This window comes from Vibrio scophthalmi (assembly GCF_040869025.1).
Taxonomy (GTDB): Bacteria; Pseudomonadota; Gammaproteobacteria; order Enterobacterales; family Vibrionaceae; genus Vibrio; species Vibrio scophthalmi.
Genome location: NZ_CP134272.1, coordinates 1,243,814 through 1,269,968, shown reverse-complemented (window position 1 = coordinate 1,269,968; position 26,155 = coordinate 1,243,814). Strand labels below are relative to the sequence as shown.

The following is a 26,155-nucleotide window of genomic DNA, read 5'->3' as shown; positions in this document are numbered from 1 at the left end:
TCTCCGCCGAAATATCTCACACAGAGCCTGATGTGCTGATTGATTTTTGGTCGATAACGGGGATGCATGAGTCGGTAGGTAGTGAGTTTTGAGCGCTTCACACTCTTACTCGATGGTCTGATGTTGAAATGGCCCTTGGGAACTCTAGGAGCGTGAGCTTAATGAGAACTAACTGAAAAAAGAGCAAATTGGAAAGCGATAAAGCACTGAGTCACTTGAAGTTCATTCAATTTTTCTTTGTGTGAACCAAACCTCTAATCAAGTTGACTACCATTCTAATTAGAACACTCATAATCGTCGTTTGTAGCGACCAACTAGCCTAAATAGGCGCTAAGCAATGCTTGGAACCTATTTACGTTATAAATGGCGATAACAATAGAGACTGGTTGCGATTCTGATCAGCGAGATATAATGAGTCTCGCTGACCTAGATGCAAAAGGTTAGCTACAAATGCAACCTGCGCAGTTCCTTCTTATCAACTTTACCCACACTAGTTTTGGCAATTGTGTCGACAAACTTCACTTTGAGCAGCAGTGCTTCTCTCGCTAGGATGCCTTTGTTGATGAAGTCTTTAGCAAAGCTAAGCAGTTCTTTTTCGGTGGCTTGAGATCCTTCCTTAATAGTGATCAGCGCTAACGGCACTTCTCCCCATTTGTTATGCGGCATGCCAATAACGGCGACTTCAGAAACCGCCCGATGCTGATGGATAATATCTTCTAGTTCTAGTGAGCTAACCCATTCACCGGAGATTTTAATCATATCTTTAACTCGATCAGTGATCTTGATAAAGCCTTCATCATCGATGGTGGCAACATCACCGGTATGCAAGTAACCGCCGCGCCACAGGGCTTTTGAGTTCTTATTATCTTTATAGTAATTTGGCGTTAACCACGGCGCTCGAACGACTATTTCACCACTTGCTTCGCCATCGTGGTCGATTTTTTTCATCTCTTCGTCAACAATCTCGACTTCAACCATCGCCACTTTTCTACCTGTCTTGGTGCGATATTCAGCTTGTTGGTCGATATCCAGTTTTAAGTGTTCTGAGGTCAGTTGCACAATAGACAGAATTGGGCCCGTTTCACTCATCCCATAGCCTGCAAAAACATCAATGTCGCGCTCCAGCGCCGATTTACATAACGCTTTGGGCAGTGCAGCTCCGCCAATAACGACTTTCCAGCGAGAAAAGTCGACAGATTGAGATTTCGGTGAGCTCAATAGCAAATGCAAAATAGTTGGAACACAGTGGGAAAAGGTCACTTGTTCTTGTTCTATGAGGCCGAGTAAAACGTCTGGGACGTATTTCCCAGGGTAGACTTGTTTCACACCAAGCATGGTCGCCATGTAAGGAAGTCCCCACGCATGGACGTGGAACATTGGCGTGATAGGCATGTAGACATCACCTTGATGCAATCTTCCCTGAACGGCATTTGTGCCAATGGTGCTGAGTATGCCAAGTGTGTGCAGAACCAGTTGGCGATGCGTAAAGAAAACCCCTTTCGGCATGCCAGTTGTGCCGGTGGTGTAAAACGTTGTAGCAACGGTATTTTCATCAAAATCGGGGAAGTCGAAGTGTGCTTCTTCCTGTTCGAGCAGTTGTTCATATTCACACTCTTCGTCATCTCGCAAGACAACGTATTGTGTGATGGTATCGATGCGGCCTTTAATCTGATCCAGTATAGGCAAAAACTCTTCGTGGATTAGCAGTATGTCATCTTCGGCATGGTCAATGGTGAACAGGATCTGTTCAGGAGAAAGACGAACGTTGATCATATGCAGCTTTGCGCCAATCATCGGGATAGCAAAGTAGCACTCTAAATATCGGTGTGAATCGTAATCCATGACGGCAACAGTATCGCCTTTTTTCACGCCCATTCTGGTTAGTGCATTGGCAAACTGTTTTACTCGATCGTGAAAAGTTTTGTAGTTGTGACGGCGATGGTTGGCATAAACAATTTCACGCTCAGGATCAAAAGCCACAGGGGAGAAGAGTAGGTTTTTGATCAGTAGTTGATAGTTGGATGGATCATTTACGTATTGGTTCATGTTGATTCTTCGTTTCTTTTTTATTTGTTAGTTATCAAGGTCGTTGTACGTATGACGAACTTATTGATCAAGGGTGAGCTATTCTTCTGTGTAGCGCAAATATGTTGGTTTCCAACTGTTAAGCGGGTAAACCTTTTTATTATAACCTGAATCGTTAAGAGGTAGGCTCAGGCTCGATTTATACCTAAGATGGCTAGGAATATTAAACGCGTCTTTTCATGACAGCGACCAATATAACTTTATTCGAAGACGTTCGGAAAGGTAACTTAACGTGGTAGAAAGCGGAGAGTTCTTTTTGGATTGATTTAGTGAATGTAAAAGCAATTAATCGTGCGGCATAAAATGAGCCATGCTGTCAGTATTGAGATGAGAGCATGGCCTTTTCAATCCGTGAAAATCAGATGATTACAGTACCCAAGTTAGGGTAAGTAACAAACTGACTGTGGCTGTCGCCAAGAACATAATTGAGAGAGTGATGATTTCACTTAGAACCGAGGTCGGTTGGCTTGCTGTGCTCTCTTCTGCAGTCTTGCTGCAAGCGTCTATCGATAGTGATGTAGAATTCATATTCCTCTGCCTCTTGTGCAAGTCGTTGTCTAACAGGCAGGTATTTTACTTATTTTGTGATTAACTTCAAATAAATGATTCTAATGAGTAGCTAATTTATTTTTTATTGATGTCTGTTTTGTTGGGGCGGATGTCAGTATTAGTACGAACATCGATTGACCACTGGGTTTGCGGAAAGTAAAAAAGCCGAGGATTATTCGGCTTTATCATTATACATACTCATCAATATTGTTCATTTTCATCGCAACTTTTTCACCTTGAAGTGTTTTGACAACGATACCTTCTGTATTGCGAATTTGAATTTGATTTTGTGGGCTCAGTGAAGCACTTAACTTGCTACCGTTGGTATCAAGGGAGTCATTGATATAAGCGGTGGCATTTTTTAAATCTTGTTGAATATGTGGTTGATAAATAGCATTTGCGATCCGCATAGTTCCACCAATTCAATAGAGGTTAAACATTGTACACCATTTAAAATATCAGTCGGTGGCATTTGCGTCTATCTACGAATGCTCAATATTTGGACGTGAGCGATGGTTTTTTGTGCAGAAATTACGGTGTTGATTTAGACTCCTGAGCTTAAAAGCTGAGCAATTTTGCGCACGTCCGTGCCTTTACCAAACAAAAACTCCATCTCGCCGATACCTGAGGCCCAAATTTTAAACTCGGAATCCAAATCGAATGTCCCTGCGGTTTCAACGGAAAATGCGCTGATTTTGCTGTAAGGCAGCACAAAGAATTTCGCTTTCTTACCGCGTAATCCTTGCACGTCGATAGTGATTATCCGTTTATTGGTGAGTACGAGTAGATCACGAATAGTTTTGTATTCTAACTCTACCGTTTCGTCTTCTTGAATTAAAAAACCATAGCGCTTTTGGTTTGCGCCGACTGTTTCTTCGGTTAAACCGGCAAGTTTCATTGGCTTTAACATTAGTCGCTCCTTCCCACTTGAAATGGTTTTCTATATTGGATTCGTATCTAGATTTAGTTAGGTCACTTATACTAACACCATGCAGGCTTGTTGGTTGATACGCAAGCAGCAAGTCTTAATGGCAAAGCGCAGTACACAGAAAAAGCTCGGCGTGATAGCCGAGCAATATGTGGAGGTTGCTGTTTCAAAAATAGAGATGTATTTACACTTTAAATTCGGCCACCAATTGATCTAAGTGGTGACATTGCTGTTCAAGACTCCCACAGGCATTGTCAGCACTATTCACCATTTCAACCATTTGTTGGCTACTACCAGCAATACGATGGATATTCCCATTTACTTCGTTCGCGACGCTGGCTTGCTCGGTCGCTGCAATGGCGATTTGATCGTTCATATCGTTGATACTCTCAATTGCACTGCGAATGGTGTTAAGGGAGAGGGCGGCAGATTGTGCGGTAGAAATGGTTTCATTACTGCTTTGCTGGCTAGAATCCATTACGGTGACTGCGCGCTTTGCACCGTCTTTTAGGCGTTCGATCATCGCTTGTATTTCACCAGTGCTTTGCTGGGTGCGGCTGGCGAGAGATCGTACTTCATCAGCGACAACTGCGAAGCCTCGGCCTTGCTCACCCGCTCGGGCAGCTTCAATAGCGGCATTGAGCGCGAGAAGATTGGTTTGTTCAGCAATATCACGAATCACGTCTAGAATGGTGACAATATTACCTACGTCGCTATCGAGCGTATTAATGACGCTGCTGGCATTGCTGACATCGGCGGAAAGCGACTCAATAGAACTCACGGTAGAGGTAATCGTGTTGTTCGTGGTTTCAGCTTCCTTATTTGCTTCACGGCTGGAATCGGCTGCGACGATAGCATGCTCGCTGACCGTCTCTGTAGTGGCCAGCATTTGCGAAACGGCTGTAGCGACCATTTCACTTTCTTGTTGTTGACTACTACTAAAGTTTGCCATGCTATGGGTTATTGACTTGATATTTTCCATTTCAGATCGAACAGCATTAGATGAAATGACCACTTGCTCGACGGTAGTGTGAATGCGAGAAACAAAAGTATTAAACGATTTTGCCAGTGCGCCAAGCTCATCCTTGGTATCAATGTCAATACGTTGAGATAGATCCGCTTCGCCTTGGCTAATATCATTCATCGCGAGTTGTAATGATTTGATTGGATTAACCACAAAGCGACTATTCATCCAGAAGGCGAGAACGGCAACCAGTACCGCAAACGCAGCGCTAAACTGAACTGCGACGTTTGAGCTAGAAATTGAAGCATTTACTTCTTCAATTAAAACTTCTTTTTGTAATTCGATATCGTCTTTGATCAAACCTAGATTTTCGCGAATGACTTTGAATTGTTTTTCAATTTGCTGTTCGTTTTGATTGAAATAGCCTTCCGCTTGAGCTGGATTATCAAACATCGGCTTGAACGAGTCTAACCAGATATCCGTGGTCGATATCATCGTATCGTAGTTAATGCGTGTTTCGGCGCTCAATAGCCCTTGTTGATAGAGTGGTAATGCCGATTGCATGCGTGGAATCGCTTTCTTGGCATTGTCGAAATATTCTTCAGTATGATAAGCAATTTGCTCAGGATCACTGACGCGATAGATATTCATCGCGGCAACCATGACTTGGTAAAGATCGCGATAGGCATCTTCTAAATTGGTGAAAGCAGGCAACACACTCGCATTGAGTTGACGGTTTAACTCTTTTTGCGTGTTTGCTTGAAACATCGAGAACATGGTGGAGAAGAGTAGGGTAGAGAGTACGGCAATTAGGGGAATACTCACTTTGAAAGAGATTGGGAGGTTTTTCATAACGGCAGCCTTGTAACTGAGTGTTAACGTATTGCCACTCGTTATACGTTAAGTTTCATAGCGATTGCTATGGGGTTACATTGGTACATTAGCAAGATGGAATCGGCTTCAACTCAATCAAGAGTTTTAGTTAAAAATTCCATCGAAAGAACGATTTATCAGTATTGCAGGCGATAAAAAGAACCCCGCATTGAGCGGGGATGAAGGCTTGTGGATATTTGTAATGATTTACCGTTGACGTTGTAGTGAACGCAAGGAGTACGTTAACTGCATTAACCTTAGGTAAAGAAGTCATATTTAGCTAATTTCAATATGCAAATAATTGCCCTTTGAGTGGTGATTGGGATTTGCATCTCACTATTTTGTTTTGCATTCGCTTCCCATTCAAAATGACGAAACGATTGCGTGGTTAATATTTGTTCGCTTGAACGTTTGCGCAAAAATATGTGATGAATATCTCACACTGATGTTTATACTTTCCGCCCGGTTAAGAGCATCAGCTCTACCAATTACAAGCCGTCACAGGGAATGGTGAATGACCCCACGGACCGGACCAGCTACCAACTCAATGCTTGTAAAGGTAATCTAAAGTGAATGTATTATTTGGTTTAATCGGCGTTCTCGCTCTGATCGGGTGTGCGGTTCTATTGTCAGAAAGTCGCAAATCAATTAACTGGAAAACAGTCTCTCGAGCTCTGTTGTTGCAAGTGGGTTTTGCCGCTTTGGTTCTCTATTTCCCGCTGGGTCAAGCCGCGTTAACCAGTATGAGCAGTGGTGTGGCCGGGTTGCTCTCCTTCGCAGATGAAGGCATCAAATTCCTATTTGGTGATTTAGCGACGTCGGGTTTCATTTTTGCTGTGCGTGTCCTTCCTATTATTATCTTCTTTAGCGCGCTTATTTCAGCTCTCTACTACTTAGGCATCATGCAAAAGGTCATTGAGTTTATTGGTGGCGGTATCCAAAAATTCTTGGGTACAAGTAAAGCAGAATCTTTGGTTGCAACGGGCAACATCTTCCTTTCTCAAGGTGAGTCTCCTCTTCTAGTTCGTCCATTCTTGTCTCGTATGACACGCTCGGAACTTTTTGTTGTGATGTCAGCGGGTATGGCTTCAGTTGCAGGTAGTGTTTTAGGTGGATATGCTGGCCTAGGTGTCGATCTTAAATATCTGATAGCAGCAAGTTTTATGGCCGCTCCAGGTAGCTTAATGATGGCAAAGATCATCGTGCCTGAGCGTGATGTTCCTGTGGACCAAACTCAGATTGAGATGGACAAAGCGCAAGATAGCAACGTCATTGATGCATTGGCGAGTGGTGCGATGAATGGTATGAAAGTCGCGGTTGCGGTGGGTACCATGCTTATTGCCTTTGTTTCAGTGATTGCGATGGTGAATACCGGTCTAGAGAATATGGGCGAGCTGGTTGGCTTTTCAGGTATTACTCTACAAGGTATTTTTGGCTACTTGTTTGCTCCTCTTGCTTGGGTAATTGGTGTTCCAAAGCATGAAGTTCTGATGGCTGGTTCTTACATTGGTCAAAAGATCATTATGAATGAGTTTGTTGCGTTCATTGATTTTGTGGAACACAAGCAACTGCTTTCTGAGCACTCACAGGTGATCATCACTTTTGCGCTATGTGGCTTTGCCAATATTGGCTCAATTGCAATCCAGCTTGGCTCGATTGGTGTTATTGCTCCAGACCGTCGCTCTGAAGTGGCAAATCTTGGCCTTAAAGCGGTTGCTGCAGGCACTCTAGCTAACCTAATGAGTGCGTGCTTAGCGGGTATCTTTATTCTGCTATAAAAAGATGGTTTTTAGAAAAACGCTTCTATGATGAGGCGTTTTTTTTACTAATTTTTGCTCCAAAGTGGAAATTTTCTTTTTAACGCCTAGTTAAGCAGAGTATCGATTACAGTTAATGAGAAATTTATGATTTGCAGCAAAAACATCCATGGCTGAAGGCGTAGTATCAATGCGGGAACTTTTCTTGGAACGTATTGAACATGAATAATTTGGTTGATCGCTTTTTGCGTTATGTAACTTTTGACACTCAGTCTAACCCTAGTAATCTGCGTTGCCCAAGTAGTGAAGGCCAGCATACCTTTGCTCAAGCTTTAAAGCAGGAACTGATCGATCTAGGTTTGAGTAATATCTCACTCGACGATAATGGCTACTTGATGGCGCGCTTACCGAGTAATGTTGACTATTCAGTCCCAGCGGTTGGCTTTGTTGCCCATATGGATACGGCTCCTGATGCGTCGGGTTACAATGTAAAACCGCAAATCGTTGAAGATTACCAAGGCGGTGACATCGCGCTCGGCAAAGGCGATGAAGTACTTTCCCCCATTCATTACCCTGAACTGCATAATCTGCATGGTCACGACATCATCTGTACAGATGGTACCACCTTATTGGGGGCAGATAATAAAGCTGGTATTGCTGAAATCATTACAGCGATGGCCCACTTAATAAATAACCCTCATATTCCCCATGGCGATATTTGCATTGGTTTTACCCCTGATGAAGAGATTGGCCGAGGAGCAGATCTATTTAATGTTGAGAAATTTGGTGCGGAGTGGGCATATACCATTGATGGTGGCCCTGTAGGTGAGTTGGAGTATGAAAACTTCAATGCAACTAACGCAGATGTGATCTTCCATGGCATCAATGTTCATCCGGGCACGGCGAAAGATAAGATGGTCAATTCCATTAATCTTGCGGCACGTTTTCAAATGATGATGCCCGCGGACGAAACACCAGAGAGCACCGATGGCTACCAAGGCTTTTATCATCTTAAATCGGCAGAAATGTCGGTTGCTCGCAGTGAGCTTGGTTACATCATCCGTGATTTTGACCGAGCGGGGCTTGAAGAGCGTAAAGCTGTCATGCAGCGTAATGTCGATCGATTGAATGCCGAGCTACATAAAGGTCATGTGGAACTGAAACTCACTGACAGCTATTTCAATATGAAGGAAATGGTTGAGCCTTACCCGCACATCATTGAATTGGCCAAACAAGCAATGATTGAGTGCGATATTAAACCAAACATTACTCCCATCCGTGGTGGAACAGATGGTGCACGGTTGTCGTTTATGGGGCTGCCTTGCCCGAACATCTTTACCGGTGGCTATAACTTCCATGGTATCCATGAATTTATCACCGTACAAGGCATGCAAGATGCGGTTAACGTTATTGTGAAGTTGTCAGAAAAAACCGCACTCAATTACCGATAATTCTCTGATTGTTCTAGGATTAAGGAGTCCCCTTAACTCTGGAGTGAGTGATGATTAAAGGTGCTCTATTACTATTTTCTCATCTGTTTATCGGTGGGGTGGGCTTTGCATTAGGTATTTACGCATTGCCCATCCTTACTCAACCAGCGTCACCGGAAATGACTTCGGTTGAACAAATCTCAAATCACGCGCTATTTAGCGGAACATTTCAACGTGAGCGGCAAGACAGTGATTTTTTGCACTGGGGAGAAGGTTCCGTCTCGTTAACGGACAGCCAGGTTGTATTCATCGGTGAGTTGGCGCCAGGGCCTGACTATAAACTCTATCTATCGCCTATCTATATTGAAACAGAAGCTGCGTTTCATCAGCATAAAAACCGTATGGCTCAAGTAGGTGACATCCGAACTTTTGACCGTTTTTCTATTGATCTCCCAGCAGATATAAAAGTGGAAGAATTTAATACCGTGATCGTGTGGTGTGAAAGTTTTGGCCAATTTATCACCTCCGCACGATATAACTAGCTGGATTTTCTGCGCTTAGTGTGGGAAGTTTATGGTTAAAGCAACGCGTTTGAATTATTGATAGGAGTAGAGCGTGGAGAAAGTACAAGTTGTTATCGATTTTCTTCTAACTCATAAGTTGGCATTCTCAGCATTGATTATCTTGCTGATTTCAATTGTACGTCGTGTCACTTTAGCGAAGATTCGCGGTGATGTCGCCTTTTTATCAGAAGATCAGCGCAACTGGATGTCACGTACCAAAAATGGCGCGTTTGCCATGATGGTACTGTCTCTGTTTATTTTGTGGCAATCGGAGATCAATGAGTTTGCATTGTCTTTAACGGCTATTGCTGTGGCGGTTGTTGTAGCAAGCAAAGAGATCATTCTTTGTTTTACGGGGTCAATTCAACGTGCAAGTTCACGTTCATTCCGGATTGGTGACTGGATTGAAGTGGGTAAATTGTGCGGTGAAGTTATTGAACACAATATGATGGCAACGGTGATTCAAGAGATCGATCTTTACCATGGCCAATACCATTTCACGGGTAAAACCGCGACATTACCGAACAGCATGTTCTTTACTTATCCGGTAAAAAACCTCAATTTTATGAAGCGCTATGTTTACCATGACTTTAGTATCGTAGTACGTGACTTTGTTAACCTCTACCCATTGTTGCCAGAGCTTAATGTTAAGGTTGAAGAACACTGTTTATCATTTATTGAAGTTGCGCGTCGCTATAACTCAGTGATTGAGAAACATGCGGGTGTCGACCTTCCTGGCTCGGAGCCTCATATTCACATTAATAGTACCCCAACGGGAGAACAAGCTGTTCATGTGATGCTGTTTTGCCCCACCGAACAAGCCAATCATCTGGAGCAATTAATTCGCCAAGATTTTATGGAAATGTACAGTGAGTTGTTTACAGAACCTACTCTTAAAAATATAGGTTAACTCCATGTTATTTGTCAGATAAATCTATCCATTCCAGGTTGATATACTTTAAATCGTAACGATAAAATATCGCGATGGAAATCTAGCGGTAGAGAAGGTAACGTGCGCCTGCTTGCTTATTCATAACATTTAATAAAATTGGCAAGTTTGCTCAGAGTGAGCAGTTAGTATGGCGCAACTGTTGATAGATCAACGACCCATAGGGGTAGAAGTTACAAGGATAGATTCGGTGCGGCAGTTTTTCTGAACATATTGCGCAATGCAAGTATTGGAAATTTAGCCTCAATGAACACAAAAACACTTTATTGTGTACTCTCAAAAATATCAGAAAACCAATACATTAATGGCTTATGTAATGTATTTCTGATGCTATTACCTATCAGTTTACTATCTGCATTTTGTATGTTGATTGGCACTGGTCTATCTATGCTCGGTTTTGCAGACTGGGCACAAAAAATTCAGCTAACGAGCACGTTAGTCTGGAAGCTTTTCCCGATTTTATTGGTTGTCTATTATTCGCAATTTTTAGCTACGCTACATAAAACATCGCGTGCTAATGTCATTACGCCTGCATTGCTTATTTATGTCATCTTAGGCCATGAATGGGGGATGTTACAGCCGGGTTCAGTGATACCAACTAACTATCCATTGGCGATTATTATTCCTTTTTTAGTGAGCAAGACGACGCGACTTATCGAAAAGAGACGGTTGTTTGTTGAATCTGAATTGCCAAATGTCGTCGATCAAACCATTAATTTGGTTGGAGCGGCCATTTTTATGGTTGTGCTTTATGTCGGTGCCGGCACCCTCTTAAAAGATTGGATTATTGCAAGCAGTGAGTTCTTTAGACTCATTCCAACCTTAGATGAGTATTCTTTAGGCGATGCAGTCATTTATGAGCTTGTACGCAACTTATTTTGGAGCATAGGGATCAATGGCCATATTGTACTTGCACCTTTAAAGAGTGAGCTTTACGAATTTTCGGCACAAAGTTATCGCTTATATGCGGACTTTGGCGTACAACTCCCAATATTAACCAGCAACTTTTACGACATCTATGCTGCAATGGGAGGCTCTGGCAACACCATAAGCCTTGTATTATGCATGTTGTTTTTTACCAAAAATAGAGGCTATCGAGCACTTGCTGCCGCTACTTTAGTGCTTAGCATATTCAATATTAACGAGCCGATTTTATTTGGCTTACCGGTAATCTTTAATCCACTATTGATTGTGCCGTTTTTGCTTGCTCCAATTGCAGGTTTAGTACTGGCCTATGCTGCAACCGCGTTAGGTTTGGTTTCGCCAGTTGAAACCTTCATCAGCTGGATGACGCCTGCACTATTGAGTGGTTATAACGCAACTGGTAATGATCCAGCAGCAGTGATATTACAGCTGGTGATCATAATGGTATGTATCTTGATTTATTACCCATTCTTTAAACAAATGGATAAAGTAATCGGTACTAATGCCATCTTTACTAAAGGTTTGTCTGATAACTTCTTCAATTATCGTGATATGGGTAACAACCGTGCAGTGATGGGCATGTTACCGCAGATGAGTGGTAATCTGGCAGCGCAGCGTAATATTAGTCAATTGCAAACGACAGGTGATTTTGTCCTGTTTTACCAGCCACAAGTTGATATGCAGCGAAACTGCATCAACTCGTTGGAAGTACTGATCCGTCATAAAGGCCACGATGGTAAAATTACCCCGCCGACCTTTTTATCAAGCTTCGCGAAGTTAGGTTTATCTTCCGAAGTGGATTTGTGGGTGGTTAAACAAGCTTTGCATGAAGTGAGCCCACTAGCGGTTGATCCAAAATTTAAGGTATCGATTAACATATCACCTGATACATTTTTGATTGAAAACTTCGCAAAAATTGTGATTAAGATGATTGAGCAAAGTAATTTGGCATTCAATCAGATTGAATTTGAGATCACTGAAGATTTGCTGATTCAAGATGAAGAAACAACTTGGAACGTATTGCAAGAACTACGCAGCATAGGCATTAAAATTGCGTTGGACGATTTTGGCGCTGGATATTCATCGATTGGTTACCTGAGCCGCTATGAATTCGATAAAGTGAAAATAGACCGCTCGCTTGTTTTAAATTTGAAGCAGAAAAACGGTAAAGAGATGTTTAGCCTCACGACTCAATTGGTTCGTACTATCGGTGCAGAAATCGTGGTTGAAGGGGTTGAAGACCAAGAGGAAATTGATTTCATGCAGCAGCAAGATATCCATTTGATTCAGGGCTACTACTTCTATAAGCCAATGCCGCTGAGTGAGATCATTGAGCAAGATATGTTTTGTTAAATAGAAAGAGGGCGCAAGCCCTCTTTCTATTTCTGCTAGATGATTTAGCGACTTGCTGTTGGGGATGTTGAAGCTTGAATAGAGTATTTCTGTTTTAGTCTTAATGCCACATTAACCAGTGCAATTAGTACAGGCACTTCGATTAATGGCCCAATGACTCCAGCAAAAGCTTGGTCAGAATTTAAGCCAAATACAGCAATAGAAACGGCAATCGCAAGTTCAAAATTGTTGCCTGTCGCAGTGAAAGCGATTGATGCATTCTTGTCGTATTCGATCCCCATACGTTTCCCCACATAAAAACTAACGAAAAACATTACGACAAAGTAGATCGCTAACGGGATAGCCACACGCACGACATCCATTGGCAATTCTAAAATCATCTCTCCCTTTAAGCTAAACATCAGCACGATAGTCGCCAGTAGCGCAACTAAGGTAATTGGCGAGATTCGGGGAATGAAAACCTCGTTATACCAACGTTCTCCCTTCGCTTTTACTAGTAATTTACGGCTTAGGAAGCCAGCAAGGAATGGAATACCAAGATAAATGAGTACGCTTTCTGCGATAGTAAAGATTGAGATATCAACATCAAAGCCTTGATACCCTAACAACGGCGGTAACACACTGATAAACAGCCATGCCATAAAGCTATAAGTGACAATCTGAAATGCGCTATTCACGGCAACCAGCGCTGCGCCGTATTCTTTATTACCACCCCCCAGGTCATTCCATACGAGAACCATTGCAATACAGCGCGCCAAGCCAATCAAAATGATGCCGACCATGTAACCTGGTTTATCTCCTAAGAAGGTAATCGCGAGAACAAACATTAGGATAGGTCCGACAACCCAATTCATAATCAAAGAGAGCTTTACGGCTTGCTTATCTCTACGCACGTTACCCAGTAGGCGGTAATCGACTTTAGCAAGTGGTGGATACATCATAAGAATGAGGCCAATTGCTAATGGAATATTGGTACTCCCAACAGACATAGCCTCGTTCCAGTGTGCAACCTGCGGCCATAGTGCACCTATCGCAACCCCAATAGCCATCGCTAAAAAGATCCACAGTGTTAAGTAGCGATCCAAGAAACTCATGCTTGGTGGCGTGAGTGGTGGAGTTGTATTATTCATAGCAAAACCTTTCGTTTATCGTCGAATTGCGATTAATTGAGTTAATAAAAAGGTAGCACAAGCTACCTATATTTGTTCAATCAGTATTAGTCTAATAGCTGGCTGAACAAGGCTGAAAAAGTTTCCGCTGTTTGACGGTTGATGCGATAACACATTTTAGGCGGCATTGGTTCTGCACTAATAAATCCGGCTTGTTTAAGGATGCGTAGATGTTCAGAGACAGTCGATTGGGCAAGGCCAAGCTCAGAAACCAAGTCACTGTTTAGGCAGCCACCCAAATTATCCAGTGTAAATAGAATCTTGAGTATACGAACCCGAGCTGGATGAGCGAGTGCTTTTGCGAGTGTTGCAAATTGTTGCTCTTTTTCCAGTTGCGTTGGATCGGTCATTAATGCTTTAGCGGTTATCTCTTTACATTTATTCATAGCACTCTGCATAGTGTATCGTCGAATGACGATTATCCTATCGTGTTATTTTGAGACGATCAAGTTTTACCGTTTATATTTGTTTCTTCCCCCACTTGAAGATTTTCAGATCAAGTTTGCCAAACGATTTCCACTTAATGCTCGAACGTATGGTATTGCGTAAAGTGGTGGATCTGCTTAGGAACAAACGTGCTATAGATCAAACTCGTATGGCTACGAGGTGTTAGAATATGATCTGTCATCCCATCAATCATGGTTTCTTCTACGGTCACCGTGCCATCAGATTGAATACTTCTATCCATCATGAGCAATGCTCTCGCACCAATGGGTAATGTTCCTGCAATACATCCTAGCCTTTGTGGAAACTCCCATCGGTCATCATGTAGATCTAATCCGTGCTGCGGTGAGTTACCGAGAATAGAGGCGAAACCTAACTGTTTTATTCGCCCGACGATGGAAGCGCCTTTAATTGGGGTACCAATAGTGACGATATGGCTAATAGATTGAATAGTGGGTTTACGAGAGGCGAGATAACGTTTGATGATAATCCCACCAAGGCTATGGCCAACGAGAATATTCGTTTCGCTGCTGGATAACGCGTCATCGAGTTTACTGAAAATAGCATTGTCATCAATTGCAACAGTGTTGTAGGTAATCGTTTGAGTATTAAAGCCCATCTGGCGAAGCTTATTGCTCAGTGGTCGCATAACAATGCTGTGCATATACAGGCCATGCAGAATGATAACCTTCATCGATTTGTCCCCCCAATACGCTCATTTCCACTAAAGAGTAAATTGCCAGATTTTTCATAATAAAACAATGTTCATTTACTTGGTTTATACAGCCGTCGGAAAATATATTCCAAATTGTGTTTTTGATTTATCTCTTATGATCAAGCCGCTATCGGTCCCCCTAGATCTCATTTAGGTTTTAATTGGACACCTTGGTTTGGATTCAGCGTGATTATGGCGTGTTGAACGATGGCCAGATCTCGATGAGTTATGTGTCCATTATGTTCGCCATGCCCTGCCAAAATTGCTATTTGGACTACTATTAAATGAGCCGAGTTATACGGCGAGTTTATTATTGTATAAAGTAGGACAGGTGGTGTTATGGGACTTGGGGCTTATCTATCAATTGCGAATGTTGCGGGTGCTATTGTTGTTAGTGCTGATGGGAATGTAAGAAACCTTAAGGAAGGGGAAAGCCCTCTACCAGGTGATATAATAATGTTACCTGATGGCACATTTACGGAAGCGGGTACTCCAGTTGTTAACGCTGCTATCGCAGAACAAGATGGATCGCTTCGTGATGTCAGCGATGATGTTCAACAAATCATCGCGGCCGTTGAAGAGGGGCAAGACCCAACTCAAGTTGATGAAGAGTTTGATCCCGCTGCTGGTGAAGAAAATGGTTCCAGCGGTACAAGCTTAGATTCAGTGCAGCGTACTGGTGATGAGGCAATTGCTCAAACGTTATTTGAAACGCAAGGTTTTGAAAGCCTGGGACTATCAACAACGCAAAGCCTAGGCCTGATAGAACGAATTATCACATTAGTAAATGAGCCAACTCTTACACCAACTCCAGAACCAGATACGCCGCCACAAGCTCGCAGTTTCGATGTGTCACTTGATGAAAGTGGCAGAGCCGCAATCATTTTTAATGATGATGTTGATTCAACTAATGACCATATTTCTGATGCGGAAGATGATGCCGCTAATGCACCGCTAAGGGTCGTGATCACAAGTCTGCCTGAATCGGGAGTGCTGTTTTATGATGGTGTCGCACTGACTGAAAATGATCTAACCGTATTCAACAACCTTTCAGCATCCGATAGCCTTTCTCAATCTAATGACGATGTGATTGGTGAGCTAAAAACCTTCGATCCAACGCTATTCACCTATGAAAACGACAACCAATCGACAGGATTCTTCCTTGGTGTTCAAGAGGATCCGGAAGGCTTTGAAGGGGATGAAAGTACCACTGCATTTTTGAATTGGGGTGAGCCAGTAGAGGGTGATCCAACTCAGCGCGTACTGACTTTTGAAGGTAGTGATGATGTGATTCGCATCACCGCTAATTCTGATAATGACCAAGCGCTTACTCAATATTACGGTGACAAAAATCATGTTGGTTATGGCTTAGGCGTCGGGGATGGCAACGGTATTCAAGCCAACGAGTCAATTACCATTGATATGTCAGATCGCCCTTCAGATTCTGTTACTTTAGGGCTTGATGGTTTAGGCGCTTTCTTTCACCCCGATCACCCGACAGATCCAAGTAGCGTATTAATTACGGTTTATCTTGATGATGGTGGACCGATCATTAAAGAAATAACCAAAGAAATAACGGGCGATATCAATCTCTTTAAAGAGATCGAGATATTCGCCGCAGAGGGGCAAGAAGGGGCTCAAATAACCAGTGTTGAACTATCAACCATTGGTAACGGCAACTGGGAACTCCGTTATTTCGAAGCCAATGCGGCTGATGACTCGTTTGATTATCGCGCGGTGGATAGTGACGATAATGTCAGTGAAGAGCGCACCGTTAGCCTTGTGGAGGCTGATAATGCGCCACCGATTGCGACCGATGATCCGGTGGCATTTGAAGTGGCATTGGGTAAATTTAATGGTGACGATTGGAGCCATCCTGATGCGCAAATCAGCGCGAGCTATCAAGGCGATGACAAAGGAATTACCGAAAGTGGTGTAAAACGCGGTGTGGAAGGCGATGAAAACGGCGGACCGGGTGCGCAAATCCAATACAATCGTGAAGAGGGCGAATCAGAGCAGTTTAGAATTGATCTGGATGAGCCCGTGACTGAATTTAGTTTCTCTGTCTCTAACCTGTTTAAAAATGAAGGTGGCTCTGGCAACCATGAGCAAGGTAAATGGGTCGCTTATCTCGGTGATAATGCTGTCGCGAGTGGCTTATTCATTGCCAATGAAGGCAATAGCAACGGTACCTACAGCTACGATGAAACCGCTTTAGGCGGTGTCGCTTTTGACAACATCGTGTTTGAGTCGGTCGACTTTGTTAATGAGCCGAGTCGCGGCTCTGATTCTTCCGATTACTTCCTCACTGGATTTAAAGCCTCCAGTGATGGTGCTTACGCCGCAAACCAAGGGGATGTGTTGCAAATTCCTGTCGCTGAATTGTTGGGCAACGATGCCGACCCAGATGGCGATAATATCCGCTTTACCCATGTGTCAGATGCCAACAATGCCAATATTTGGATAGAGGATGGCATCGTCTACATCGATTTAGATGATGACTTCATCGGGAATACCCATTTTGATTATGTGATCACCGACGATAAAGGCGGCTTTGATGAAGCCAAAGTGTCCATTATCGTCAACCCACTGCCGATTCCGGTGGAGGTTGACTCCATAGAGATGCTCGATACCACCGTGGTGGAAGGCGATAATTTGGTTTATCAAGTGGCACTTGAAGACGGTGTACTTGAGGAAACTCGCTATAGCATTGAGTTTGGCGCGAATGGAGACACCGCAAGCGATAATGATGTTGATTTAAGTAATGTTCAGTTCACCAACGGTGTTACTTACGACACCAATACTAATGAAATTGTGGTGCCGATTGGTATCAGCAATTTCAGTATTGTCATCCCAACGCTAGTCGATGGCATTTATGAAATAACGGAAGACTACACACTCGCCATTGGTGGTGTGACTGGTGAAGGGAATATTGAAAACGTCGATATTCCGCAAGTCGAAGTGTCTGCCGATGTGGATGTGAGTGAAGGCCAAGAAGCGGTCTTTACCGTCTCTCTTTCTATTCCAACAGAAGCGCCAACTACCATTAATTTGGGCATCAATCATGTGACCACGGAAAGTGATGATATCAGCGCGATGGTGGTTGAGTTTGAAGGCAATAGTGGTTGGGAAGCTTTAACGGTTGCTAATAATGGTGATGTTATCTTACCCGCCGGTGTGAATGAAATTCGCGTAACGATACCGACGGTTGATGACAATAATGCACCAGTGTATGAAGGTCCGGAAAGCTTTGAGCTGACTGCTGTTGGAGTGGTTGGCGCGCAAGGCAGCGATACCGGCACGGCGACCATTTTTGATGATGGCAGTGTTGATCCACAAGGCCCAACTCCACCGGATGATGATCGCCCAATAGTGACCGCGGTGAGTGAGCCGACAGTCGAAGAGGGGGGCGTTGCGACCTTTGAGGTTGATCTATCGGCCAGCAGTTTAACAGATACGACCATCACATTGACGCTATCGGAGTTGAGTGCAACAACACCGGAAGATTTTGAGGGTACAGAACTGACGGTGCAATTTGGTGCTACTACACAAGTTCTCGCCGTCGCAAATGATGGTACCGCTCAATTTGTTTTACCTGCAGGTGAGTCCGCATTTGATGTATTGGTGCAAACAACAGATGATGCGATATCCGATAACAACGAAATGTTTACCTTATCTGCTGCAACCGAGTATCAACAAGGAGCAGAGCAAGGTAGCGCGACCATTACCGATAATGAAGCTCCGACGTTAGATCTGGATGGAGGCCAATATCAAATCGAGTTTGTTAGTGAAAATGCCGGTTATCAAAATGTGTTTGGTTACTACGTCTATGATGACGCGAGTGATACTCAGGAATTGATGATTCTGATCGCTGATTCTCATGATTATCAAGGCAATATGGTGGATCCTGTACTGGGGCAGATCGATAGCTTGGATAATGTGGGATATTTCCTTATCCCGGATGGCGCTGATGTTATCAACAATGCTCCCGACAATGCTCAATTCACTATGAATGACGATGGTGAATTACTGATCAATGGCGCCGTCGTTCCAAACCAAACGGTTTTCTCGACGCACGGTGAAAATTCAACCATTCGAATCTCTGAAGATAACGACGGCAACACGGTATTGAGTTTTGATGATCAGCTAGTACATCCGAACGATGACGATGATTATGATGACTTGGTTATCAAAGTATCGAAAGTTGACACGAATGTTGACTATCAGACCACCTTTACCGAAGGTGATTCACCAGTATCCATTGCTGATATCGATGCTGACATTTTTGATGACCATGACCGTATTAGCAGTATGGAAGTGACCTTAGTCAACAAGCTCGATGGTGATACTTTGGTGCTACCAGCTGATACAACCGGTTATACCATCGGTCAAAGTGTACTTGCTTCATCGATAGTACTCACTGTGACCGCTGATGATCCTAACGGCCTATCTGCCGCTGACTTTGAAGCCTTCTTGAAACAAATTGGCTTTGAGAATACGAGTGACAATCCTGATGAGACTGATCGTACTGTCACAGTTCAAGTAACTGATAATGCGGGTCAAACGTCCAATACTGCGACGACAACCATTAAAGTAATTGAAGTGTCTGATCTTGATGTTATTGATAGTGCCTCGGGTAAAGAAGATACCGCGATTGCGCTTGATATTTCCCTACCCGCTGACAGTTCTGTTGTGGAAGTGGTCATTAAAGATATTCCTGATGGTGCAGTTCTCGCTTCAAACGGTAATGCGATTAGTGTGGCCAATGGTATGGCTTCTGTCTCGCCAAGCCAGTTGGATACTCTGGAGATAACGCCACCAGAACATAGTGACGTGAACTTCAGTCTGCGCGTTGAAGGCTATACAGCGAATGACACGGTGATTGAAGACCATATTATTGAGGTCGATGTTGAAGCGGTCACGGATACACCAACGATCGATATCGAAGGGGCGGAAATTTTATCGTTCCATAATTTCGATACAATCGATCTGGATGGTCGTTCATGGCGCGGCGACATTGACTCACAAGAGCTCACCGACGCCAACGTTGTTTCTGGCATTAGTGATGGTGCCGAGGGTGTTTGGGGAACAGACAACAATAAAGGAAACAAAGATTATCATGAGGTTGGTAAGGAAACCGTTTATCGTGGTAATGCAGGAGAGCAGGGTAATCAGGTTTATGAGTTAGAAGGTCGTCATGGTGATGATCAGCTTTACACCCAATTTGATGGTGAAGCAGGTCAGTTTTACGCATTATCTTTTGATGTCGCTGCTCGCCGACTTGATGATTCGCCTATGACAGTATTCTTAGAGGATAGTCAAGGTAATCGCACGATATTGTTTGAATATACCGATCAGCAAAGCAAGCAATGGAGTAGTGAAACGCTCAATTTCCAAACACCAGACGATGGTCAATATAAGGTGGTGTTTGAGTCAGAAACCTCCGCCAATAGTTATGGAGCATTGCTCGATGACATTAAGCTAGAAACACTCGACAACATCGGTTATGAAGACAGCTATATCGCCCTTAGCGATATTGTCGTTGGCTTGGTGGATACTGATGGTTCGGAATCGTTAACGACCCACCTTGACTTGAGTGCGTTCCCATCGGGTACGGTAGTTAAAGCCCCAAATGGTGATGATCTCACCCCGGACAGTAATGGCATTATTGATATCACCGCATGGCAATCTGACTTGGCCGAGCTGTTTATTAATGTACCTGAGCCGGGCAACTACCCATTGGTTGTGACAACCACTGCTCAAGATAATGCCCCTGGTGTCGAAGAAAGCGTTGATAAAGTGATCAACGTGACTGTCTTGCCGATTTTGGATGCGGTTAGCCAACAAATTGAGATTGTCGAAGATACCGCGCATATTTTGAGCCTAAACGACTTTGGTATTACCGACCCGGATACCACCTTGTTCATTACGCATTTATCGAGCAACGGTCAGTATGAGTTGCAAACGTCGCTAGGCACTTGGGAACCAATCTCAGAGCGCGATAGAGTCGATGCGTCAGAAATTAGCTTTGGCAACGTTCGATTTGTGCCTGCAGAGCATGAAACGGGGTATGATCAATATCCAAATGCGGGAGAGGGCAACCAGTATCAAGATTACTCGAGCCTGGGCTTTATTTTGGAGAAAGGCGATGCCCGTAGTGAAGAGCAAACGCTCACGATAGATGTATCGCCAGTCGCTGATGACCCGACAGTATCAATTGTGTTTGGTGAGTCAACCGTGAACGGCCAAGGGGAGATTGAAACCGAAGTAGATATTACGGCTTCAGTCACCGATCTGGATGGCAGTGAACAGATTCAATCTGTGATTATTCAAGGCCTGCCTGCAACCGCGGTGGTCTCTGCCGGATATCAAGATGGTGTCAATTGGGTGCTGCCAGTAACAGGATCTGTGTCGGAAACGTTCGATAACCTTGTGATCACCCATCCCCAAGGTACAGTTTTAGATATTGATGTTACTGCGACCAGCATTGAAGCGGCCAATAATGATACCGCAACCAGCACCGAAAATGCCGCATCACAACAAGATATCTATGCCGATCAAGGCGGTGAAACGCCAATGACATTGATGAGCTTGATTATCGATTCGTCTGGCAGTATGCGTAGCAAACCATTCTATAATGATTCAGGAAATCCGGATCAAAACAAAATGAGAATGGAATTGGTGCTTGAGGCGTCAATAGAGATGCTTGAGCATGTAAATGTGCAAGAAGGTTCGGAAAATGTTTTGGTACAGCTCATCGATTTTGATGACCAACTCGGTGACGGTAAGGATGGACAAGCCAATGATAATGCCGATCGAAATGCTCAAAGTGAAGGCTGGATGACCGTTAATCAAGCTATTTCAATGTTAGGCTCGGCCTTGAGCAGTGTCGCTGATAGCAGCTATACCGGCGTGTTTGACCCTTCAGGTTACACGGATTACGAAGAAGCTGTTTATGGCGTGATGAATGGTTATGATGATGCTGCGCTTAATAGTGTTGATTTGACCAATACCAATGATGTGATTTTCTTCCTTAGTGACGGTAGTAATAACCGAGGCTGGGATTCAACGACCAACAGTGAGTGGGATGCCTTTATTGTTGGTAAAGAAGTCACCTCTGTCGGGGTAGGTGTACCATCATCGATTCCTAAAGAAGGTTTAGAAGAGGTCGCAGGTTCGGGGAATATTCTCTATATACCCGACTCTAAGATTAAAACTGAGCTACCAAAATTACGTCCAACCATCGGTTTACCGGGTACGTTACTTGCGATGATCACGGGGATGGATGTCGAAGAGATTGTCATTAATGCATCGAGCGTGGAAGTATTACAAGAGATCGATGTCAATGGAGAGATCAATCCAGCGTCTGTTACCACTAGAGTCGATATAGACGATCTGGTGATCGAAACAGACTATGGTGATCTGCGTATTAAAGAAGATGGTTCATACTTCTTCCAACCCGATCCGACAGCCCCACAACTTGGAGCAGGTGAAGCGGTTGGTTACAACATCCTTTATACCGTGCTTGATACCAACGGAGTAGAGTCACAACATTTAGCGACATTGAATATTAGCCAAAGTGGGGACGTGAAAGCAAACTCACCAAGCCTCAATGGTTCAACCGGTGATGACGTGATCACGGGCAGTGATGCTGATGATGTTCTACTTGGCCACCAAGGCAATGATGTTATTGATGGTGGCCTAGGCGATGATTATCTCTTCGGTGGTGAAGGCGACGATGTATTGATTGGTGGCCTAGGTAATGATGTTCTTACTGGTGGTGAAGGTAATGATACCTTCCTCTGGATGAATGGCGATCTTGATGGCGGGTTAGATGTGATTAAAGACTTTACCGTCAACGAAGATAAGATCGATATCTCTGACTTGTTAGGACAAAACGAGACGATGGATGATCTGTTTAACAGCATCACAGCGACCGTGGTAGACAGTAACCATGTTGAATTGACGATTAGTCGGGATAATGGCCAAAACACTCAAACGATACAGCTGGATAGTGTGGTTGATCAAATTGATGGCATCAACAGTGGTAGTGGTAACATAACAGGTAATGAGTTGACCAACTTGCTCAATGAGTTGATTAAACCCGCTGAAATATAATACTAAAAGGGCCGAAAGGCCCTTTTAAATGTCCTGAGGCTAAACCTGCAAACTTACTTCATGATGCTAGTCATCTTTTAAGCGTCATGAGTTATTTTGGCGCGTGAGCAAAGAGTAGAAAAGCATCGTGGGCACCTTGAATGAGCATTTGCATGCCAATTACCGCCAGAATTAACCCCATTAAACGCGTGATGATACTGATGCCACTCTCACCAAGTTTATCGACTAATTTAGGGCCAAATGAAAAGCAAACCAGTGTAATAAGACAAAGCAAGGCGAAAGCCGAAATCGTAATTACGATATGCAGTGCATTACCCGCAGCGGAGTAGTTCATTGCAGTCGCGATTGTCCCAGGGCCTGCCAATATTGGTAATGCTAAAGGGGATATGGCAATGTCCTTTTTATCGGTATTCTCTTCATTTTCTGAGTGAAGTTTAGATGGGCTGCCTTGCAACATGTGATAACCAACTAAGAAGACAAGAATTCCTCCGGCCAACCTTAATGCAGGTAAGGTTATACCAAAGAGATCGAAGATAGCTTTGCCTAACAGGCAAAATACGGCGACGATCATAAAGGCGCAAAGTAGTGCTTTAATCGCAGTGCTTCTGCGTTCAGTTTTAGATTGTTCGGCTGTGAGGCCAACGAAAACAGCGGTATTGGCAATGGGATTCATCATAGCGAAAAAGCCCATAAAAACGGTGATCGCTAAGGTTGAAATATCATGAATCATAAAGTTCTCTAAGATCATTGGTTTACATTAATGTTAATAATAACATGGAAATATGTTGCTAGCATGATGCTAATTCATCCATTTAGAATTGAAGGCCAGTTGATGCGCGCTGAATGGTTTTGATTGGTGAACTTTTACTAGCAAGAAGGTTAGGGTGGGAATAAAATTTGGTTTTTATTTTATCGTGACTAAATTATGAATAAAGCGACTCTGTTTGCTGTGATAACGGCGTGTGTTGGCTTGAGTTTATTTGTTTCTGTTTTTTCCGTCGGCTCAAACCTGTCGGTCTATCAATGGCCGATTGAAGCCTTGCATGGCCTCGCTTTTACTTTTGCTTGGGGATTAGGTTTTCCCAAGTATCTTGCCTATTTCGCTGGCATTGTTATTTTGGGGGCAGTCACTTTTGCTTGTTACGTCATTGGGCAAAAATTCGCTAAGCTTATTTGGCGTGAGTAGAACAAGTGGATTATTTAAAAGCTAGATGAGTATTCATTAGATAAAAGCCCAACTTCATTGTTGGGCTTTTATCTATCTGTTGGTATTCAACCAATATTCTTGGCACCGCACCTTGAAACAACACCTCGAAACAATACCTTGAAACAACACCTCGAAACAATACCTTGAAACAACACCTCGAAACAATACCTTGAAATAATACCTCGAAATAACACATCATTTTTTTTCGCGTTGTAACTGTGTGGCTGTCTTAGGCAACGAGACCACCACGTTGCTGAGCCTGTGTTACTAGCGCTTGGCGATGGGCCTCAGCTTCACAAATGGTTGATTTTTGTGGTTGTTGAGACGCGAACTGTGTTTGTTCTGTTATATCGTTTTCAGGGACATACACAAAGTGAGAACTAATAGTCATGATAACCTCAATTGTTCGTGTTCGCCTTCCTGGTTTTCATGTTGACCGAGCGAATCATTCGCTGGTGGATAAATTCGGATTTGGATAATAAGGTAGCTTCATGGGCTTAACCTCATCCGCTTACATTTTATTATAGGCGTAGATGCAAGGCTTACTTACCTTGATTGCGTTATTAGGGGGATTAAAAAAGCCGATAGCATAACTATCGGCTTGAAATTATTGGCTTATCTAGCGCTACTCATTCCAGTCGAAGGTGAATGGCGTGTGACAAAAATTATACGTCGTAAGTTGTAGAAGCAGTATTACCGCCTGTACCTGTCCAGTTAGTGTGGAAGAATTCACCACGTGGACGATCGATACGCTCGTAAGTGTGAGCACCGAAGTAATCGCGCTGTGCTTGCAGCAGGTTCGCAGGTAGGCGAGCCGTGGTGTAACCATCTAGGAAGGTTAGAGCCGATGTCATACAAGGCATTGGGATGCCTGATTCCATAGATTTCGCTGCCACTTTGCGCCAAGCGCTCATGCAGTTGTCTAGGATACCTTTGAAGTAAGCATCTGAGCCTAGGAATGCGATCTCTGGGTTCGCTTCATAAGCATCACGAATGTTGCCTAGGAATGCAGAACGGATGATACAGCCGCCACGCCACATAAGTGCCACGTTACCGTAGTTAAGATCCCAGCCGTTTTCATTCGACGCTTCACGCATTAGCATGAAGCCTTGCGCGTAAGAGATGATCTTAGAAGCCAGTAGAGCCTGACGTAGTGCATCAACCCATTCTTGCTTATCACCTTCAACGGGTGCGATCGTCTTAGCAAATAGTTGCTCAGCTTCAACACGCTGGTCTTTCAATGCTGAAAGGCAACGAGAGAATACCGATTCGGTGATTAGCGTCAGCGGGATACCCATATCGAGTGCATTGATACCGGTCCATTTACCGGTACCTTTTTGGCCAGCAGTGTCTAGGATTTTCTCAACTAGGGCTTCGCCGTCTTCGTCTTTGTAGCCAAGGATGTCAGCGGTGATTTCTACTAGGTAGCTGTCTAGTTCAGTGGTATTCCACTCAGCGAATACTTTTTGCATTTCGTCAGAAGATAGACCAAGACCATCTTTCATGAATTGGTATGCTTCAGTGATCAACTGCATGTCACCGTATTCGATGCCGTTGTGAACCATTTTAACGAAGTGACCAGCGCCATCGTTACCCACCCAATCACAACAAGGCTCACCAGCGTCAGTTTTTGCTGAGATGCCTTGGAAGATAGGCTTAACAGCTTCCCAAGCTTCATGAGCGCCACCAGGCATGATTGAAGGACCAAAACGAGCGCCTTCTTCACCACCAGATACGCCAGTACCGATGAAGTGAATGCCTTTCTCGCGAAGTGCAGCAACGCGACGGTTGGTATCAGGGAAATTGGTGTTACCACCATCAATGATGATATCGCCTTTGTCTAGCAGCGGTACGAGTTTGTCGATGAAGATATCAACTACGTCACCAGCACGAACCATTAGCATGATTTTACGTGGTGATTCTAGTTTCTCTACTAGCTCTTCAAGTGAGTATGCGCCAACGATGTTGGTGTCTTTTGCTGGACCTGCTAAGAACTCATCTACTTTGTCAGTAGAACGGTTGTGTGCAACCACTTTAAAACCATGGTCGTTCATGTTTAGGATAAGGTTCTGACCCATTACAGCAAGGCCGATTACACCGATATCACCTTTCATTGTTTCTCTCCAA

General features: G+C 43.7%; 18 protein-coding genes. 7 read left to right on the top strand and 11 right to left on the bottom strand.

Annotated elements, in window-relative coordinates; translation table 11 throughout:
- Positions 1–444: 444 nt before the first annotated feature.
- From RJD38_RS20595 to RJD38_RS20575, 5 genes are all read right to left on the bottom strand, one after another.
- Complete coding sequence (locus RJD38_RS20595) at positions 445–2,046, bottom strand: long-chain fatty acid--CoA ligase (RefSeq protein WP_367971500.1); 1,602 nt, start codon at positions 2,044–2,046, stop codon at positions 445–447.
- Between the two features lie 405 nt (positions 2,047–2,451).
- Positions 2,452–2,613 (bottom strand): hypothetical protein, encoded by a 162-nt coding sequence (locus RJD38_RS20590; RefSeq protein ID WP_156773183.1) that lies wholly within the window; start codon positions 2,611–2,613, stop codon positions 2,452–2,454.
- Positions 2,614–2,822: 209 nt separating this feature from the next.
- Positions 2,823–3,044 (bottom strand): hypothetical protein, encoded by a 222-nt coding sequence (locus RJD38_RS20585; RefSeq protein WP_005597830.1) that lies wholly within the window; start codon positions 3,042–3,044, stop codon positions 2,823–2,825.
- A gap of 134 nt (positions 3,045–3,178) precedes the next feature.
- On the bottom strand, positions 3,179–3,544 hold the full coding sequence (locus RJD38_RS20580) for a PH domain-containing protein (protein ID WP_065431580.1): 366 nt from the start codon (positions 3,542–3,544) through the stop codon (positions 3,179–3,181).
- A gap of 202 nt (positions 3,545–3,746) precedes the next feature.
- Complete coding sequence (locus RJD38_RS20575) at positions 3,747–5,378, bottom strand: methyl-accepting chemotaxis protein (RefSeq protein WP_367971499.1); 1,632 nt, start codon at positions 5,376–5,378, stop codon at positions 3,747–3,749.
- A gap of 590 nt (positions 5,379–5,968) precedes the next feature.
- Here RJD38_RS20575 and RJD38_RS20570 point away from each other — a divergent pair.
- From RJD38_RS20570 to RJD38_RS20550, 5 genes are all read left to right on the top strand, one after another.
- Positions 5,969–7,177 (top strand): NupC/NupG family nucleoside CNT transporter, encoded by a 1,209-nt coding sequence (locus RJD38_RS20570; protein ID WP_005597824.1) that lies wholly within the window; start codon positions 5,969–5,971, stop codon positions 7,175–7,177.
- Between the two features lie 200 nt (positions 7,178–7,377).
- Positions 7,378–8,607: a peptidase T gene (pepT, locus tag RJD38_RS20565; RefSeq protein WP_367971498.1), complete on the top strand. Its 1,230-nt coding sequence runs from the start codon at positions 7,378–7,380 to the stop codon at positions 8,605–8,607.
- Positions 8,608–8,660: 53 nt separating this feature from the next.
- Positions 8,661–9,128: a DM13 domain-containing protein gene (locus tag RJD38_RS20560; RefSeq protein WP_174269660.1), complete on the top strand. Its 468-nt coding sequence runs from the start codon at positions 8,661–8,663 to the stop codon at positions 9,126–9,128.
- A gap of 73 nt (positions 9,129–9,201) precedes the next feature.
- Positions 9,202–10,059, top strand: coding sequence for a mechanosensitive ion channel family protein (locus RJD38_RS20555; RefSeq protein ID WP_005597817.1), 858 nt, complete (start codon positions 9,202–9,204; stop codon positions 10,057–10,059).
- Between the two features lie 285 nt (positions 10,060–10,344).
- Positions 10,345–12,375: an EAL domain-containing protein gene (locus RJD38_RS20550; RefSeq protein ID WP_367971497.1), complete on the top strand. Its 2,031-nt coding sequence runs from the start codon at positions 10,345–10,347 to the stop codon at positions 12,373–12,375.
- Positions 12,376–12,419: 44 nt separating this feature from the next.
- Here the strand turns inward: RJD38_RS20550 and arsB are convergent, their stop codons facing one another.
- From arsB to RJD38_RS20535, 3 genes are all read right to left on the bottom strand, one after another.
- Positions 12,420–13,505 (bottom strand): ACR3 family arsenite efflux transporter, encoded by a 1,086-nt coding sequence (arsB, locus tag RJD38_RS20545; protein ID WP_367971496.1) that lies wholly within the window; start codon positions 13,503–13,505, stop codon positions 12,420–12,422.
- An 86-nt stretch (positions 13,506–13,591) separates the two neighbouring features.
- A complete protein-coding gene (locus RJD38_RS20540; protein ID WP_069447981.1) occupies positions 13,592–13,942 on the bottom strand; it encodes an ArsR/SmtB family transcription factor in 351 nt (116 codons plus the stop codon).
- 122 nt (positions 13,943–14,064) lie between these two features.
- Positions 14,065–14,682 (bottom strand): triacylglycerol lipase, encoded by a 618-nt coding sequence (locus tag RJD38_RS20535; RefSeq protein ID WP_367971495.1) that lies wholly within the window; start codon positions 14,680–14,682, stop codon positions 14,065–14,067.
- Positions 14,683–15,042: 360 nt separating this feature from the next.
- Here RJD38_RS20535 and RJD38_RS20530 point away from each other — a divergent pair, with 360 nt between their 5' ends.
- Positions 15,043–22,821, top strand: a complete 7,779-nt coding sequence (locus tag RJD38_RS20530) for an Ig-like domain-containing protein (RefSeq protein WP_367971494.1) — start codon at positions 15,043–15,045, stop codon at positions 22,819–22,821.
- Between the two features lie 91 nt (positions 22,822–22,912).
- Here RJD38_RS20530 and RJD38_RS20525 read toward each other — a convergent pair whose 3' ends face one another.
- A complete protein-coding gene (locus RJD38_RS20525; protein WP_367971675.1) occupies positions 22,913–23,548 on the bottom strand; it encodes a MarC family protein in 636 nt (211 codons plus the stop codon).
- Between the two features lie 198 nt (positions 23,549–23,746).
- On the opposite strand from RJD38_RS20525, the gene RJD38_RS20520 reads away from it, so the two are divergent.
- Positions 23,747–24,007 carry a hypothetical protein gene (locus tag RJD38_RS20520; RefSeq protein ID WP_367971493.1) on the top strand — a complete coding sequence of 87 codons (261 nt, stop codon included), beginning with the start codon at positions 23,747–23,749 and terminating at the stop codon, positions 24,005–24,007.
- A gap of 250 nt (positions 24,008–24,257) precedes the next feature.
- On the opposite strand, the gene RJD38_RS20515 is transcribed toward RJD38_RS20520, so the two are convergent.
- Positions 24,258–24,419, bottom strand: coding sequence for a hypothetical protein (locus tag RJD38_RS20515; protein ID WP_367971492.1), 162 nt, complete (start codon positions 24,417–24,419; stop codon positions 24,258–24,260).
- 274 nt (positions 24,420–24,693) lie between these two features.
- Positions 24,694–26,142, bottom strand: coding sequence for a decarboxylating NADP(+)-dependent phosphogluconate dehydrogenase (gene gnd, locus RJD38_RS20510; protein WP_005598417.1), 1,449 nt, complete (start codon positions 26,140–26,142; stop codon positions 24,694–24,696).
- Between the last annotated feature and the right edge of the window lie 13 nt (positions 26,143–26,155).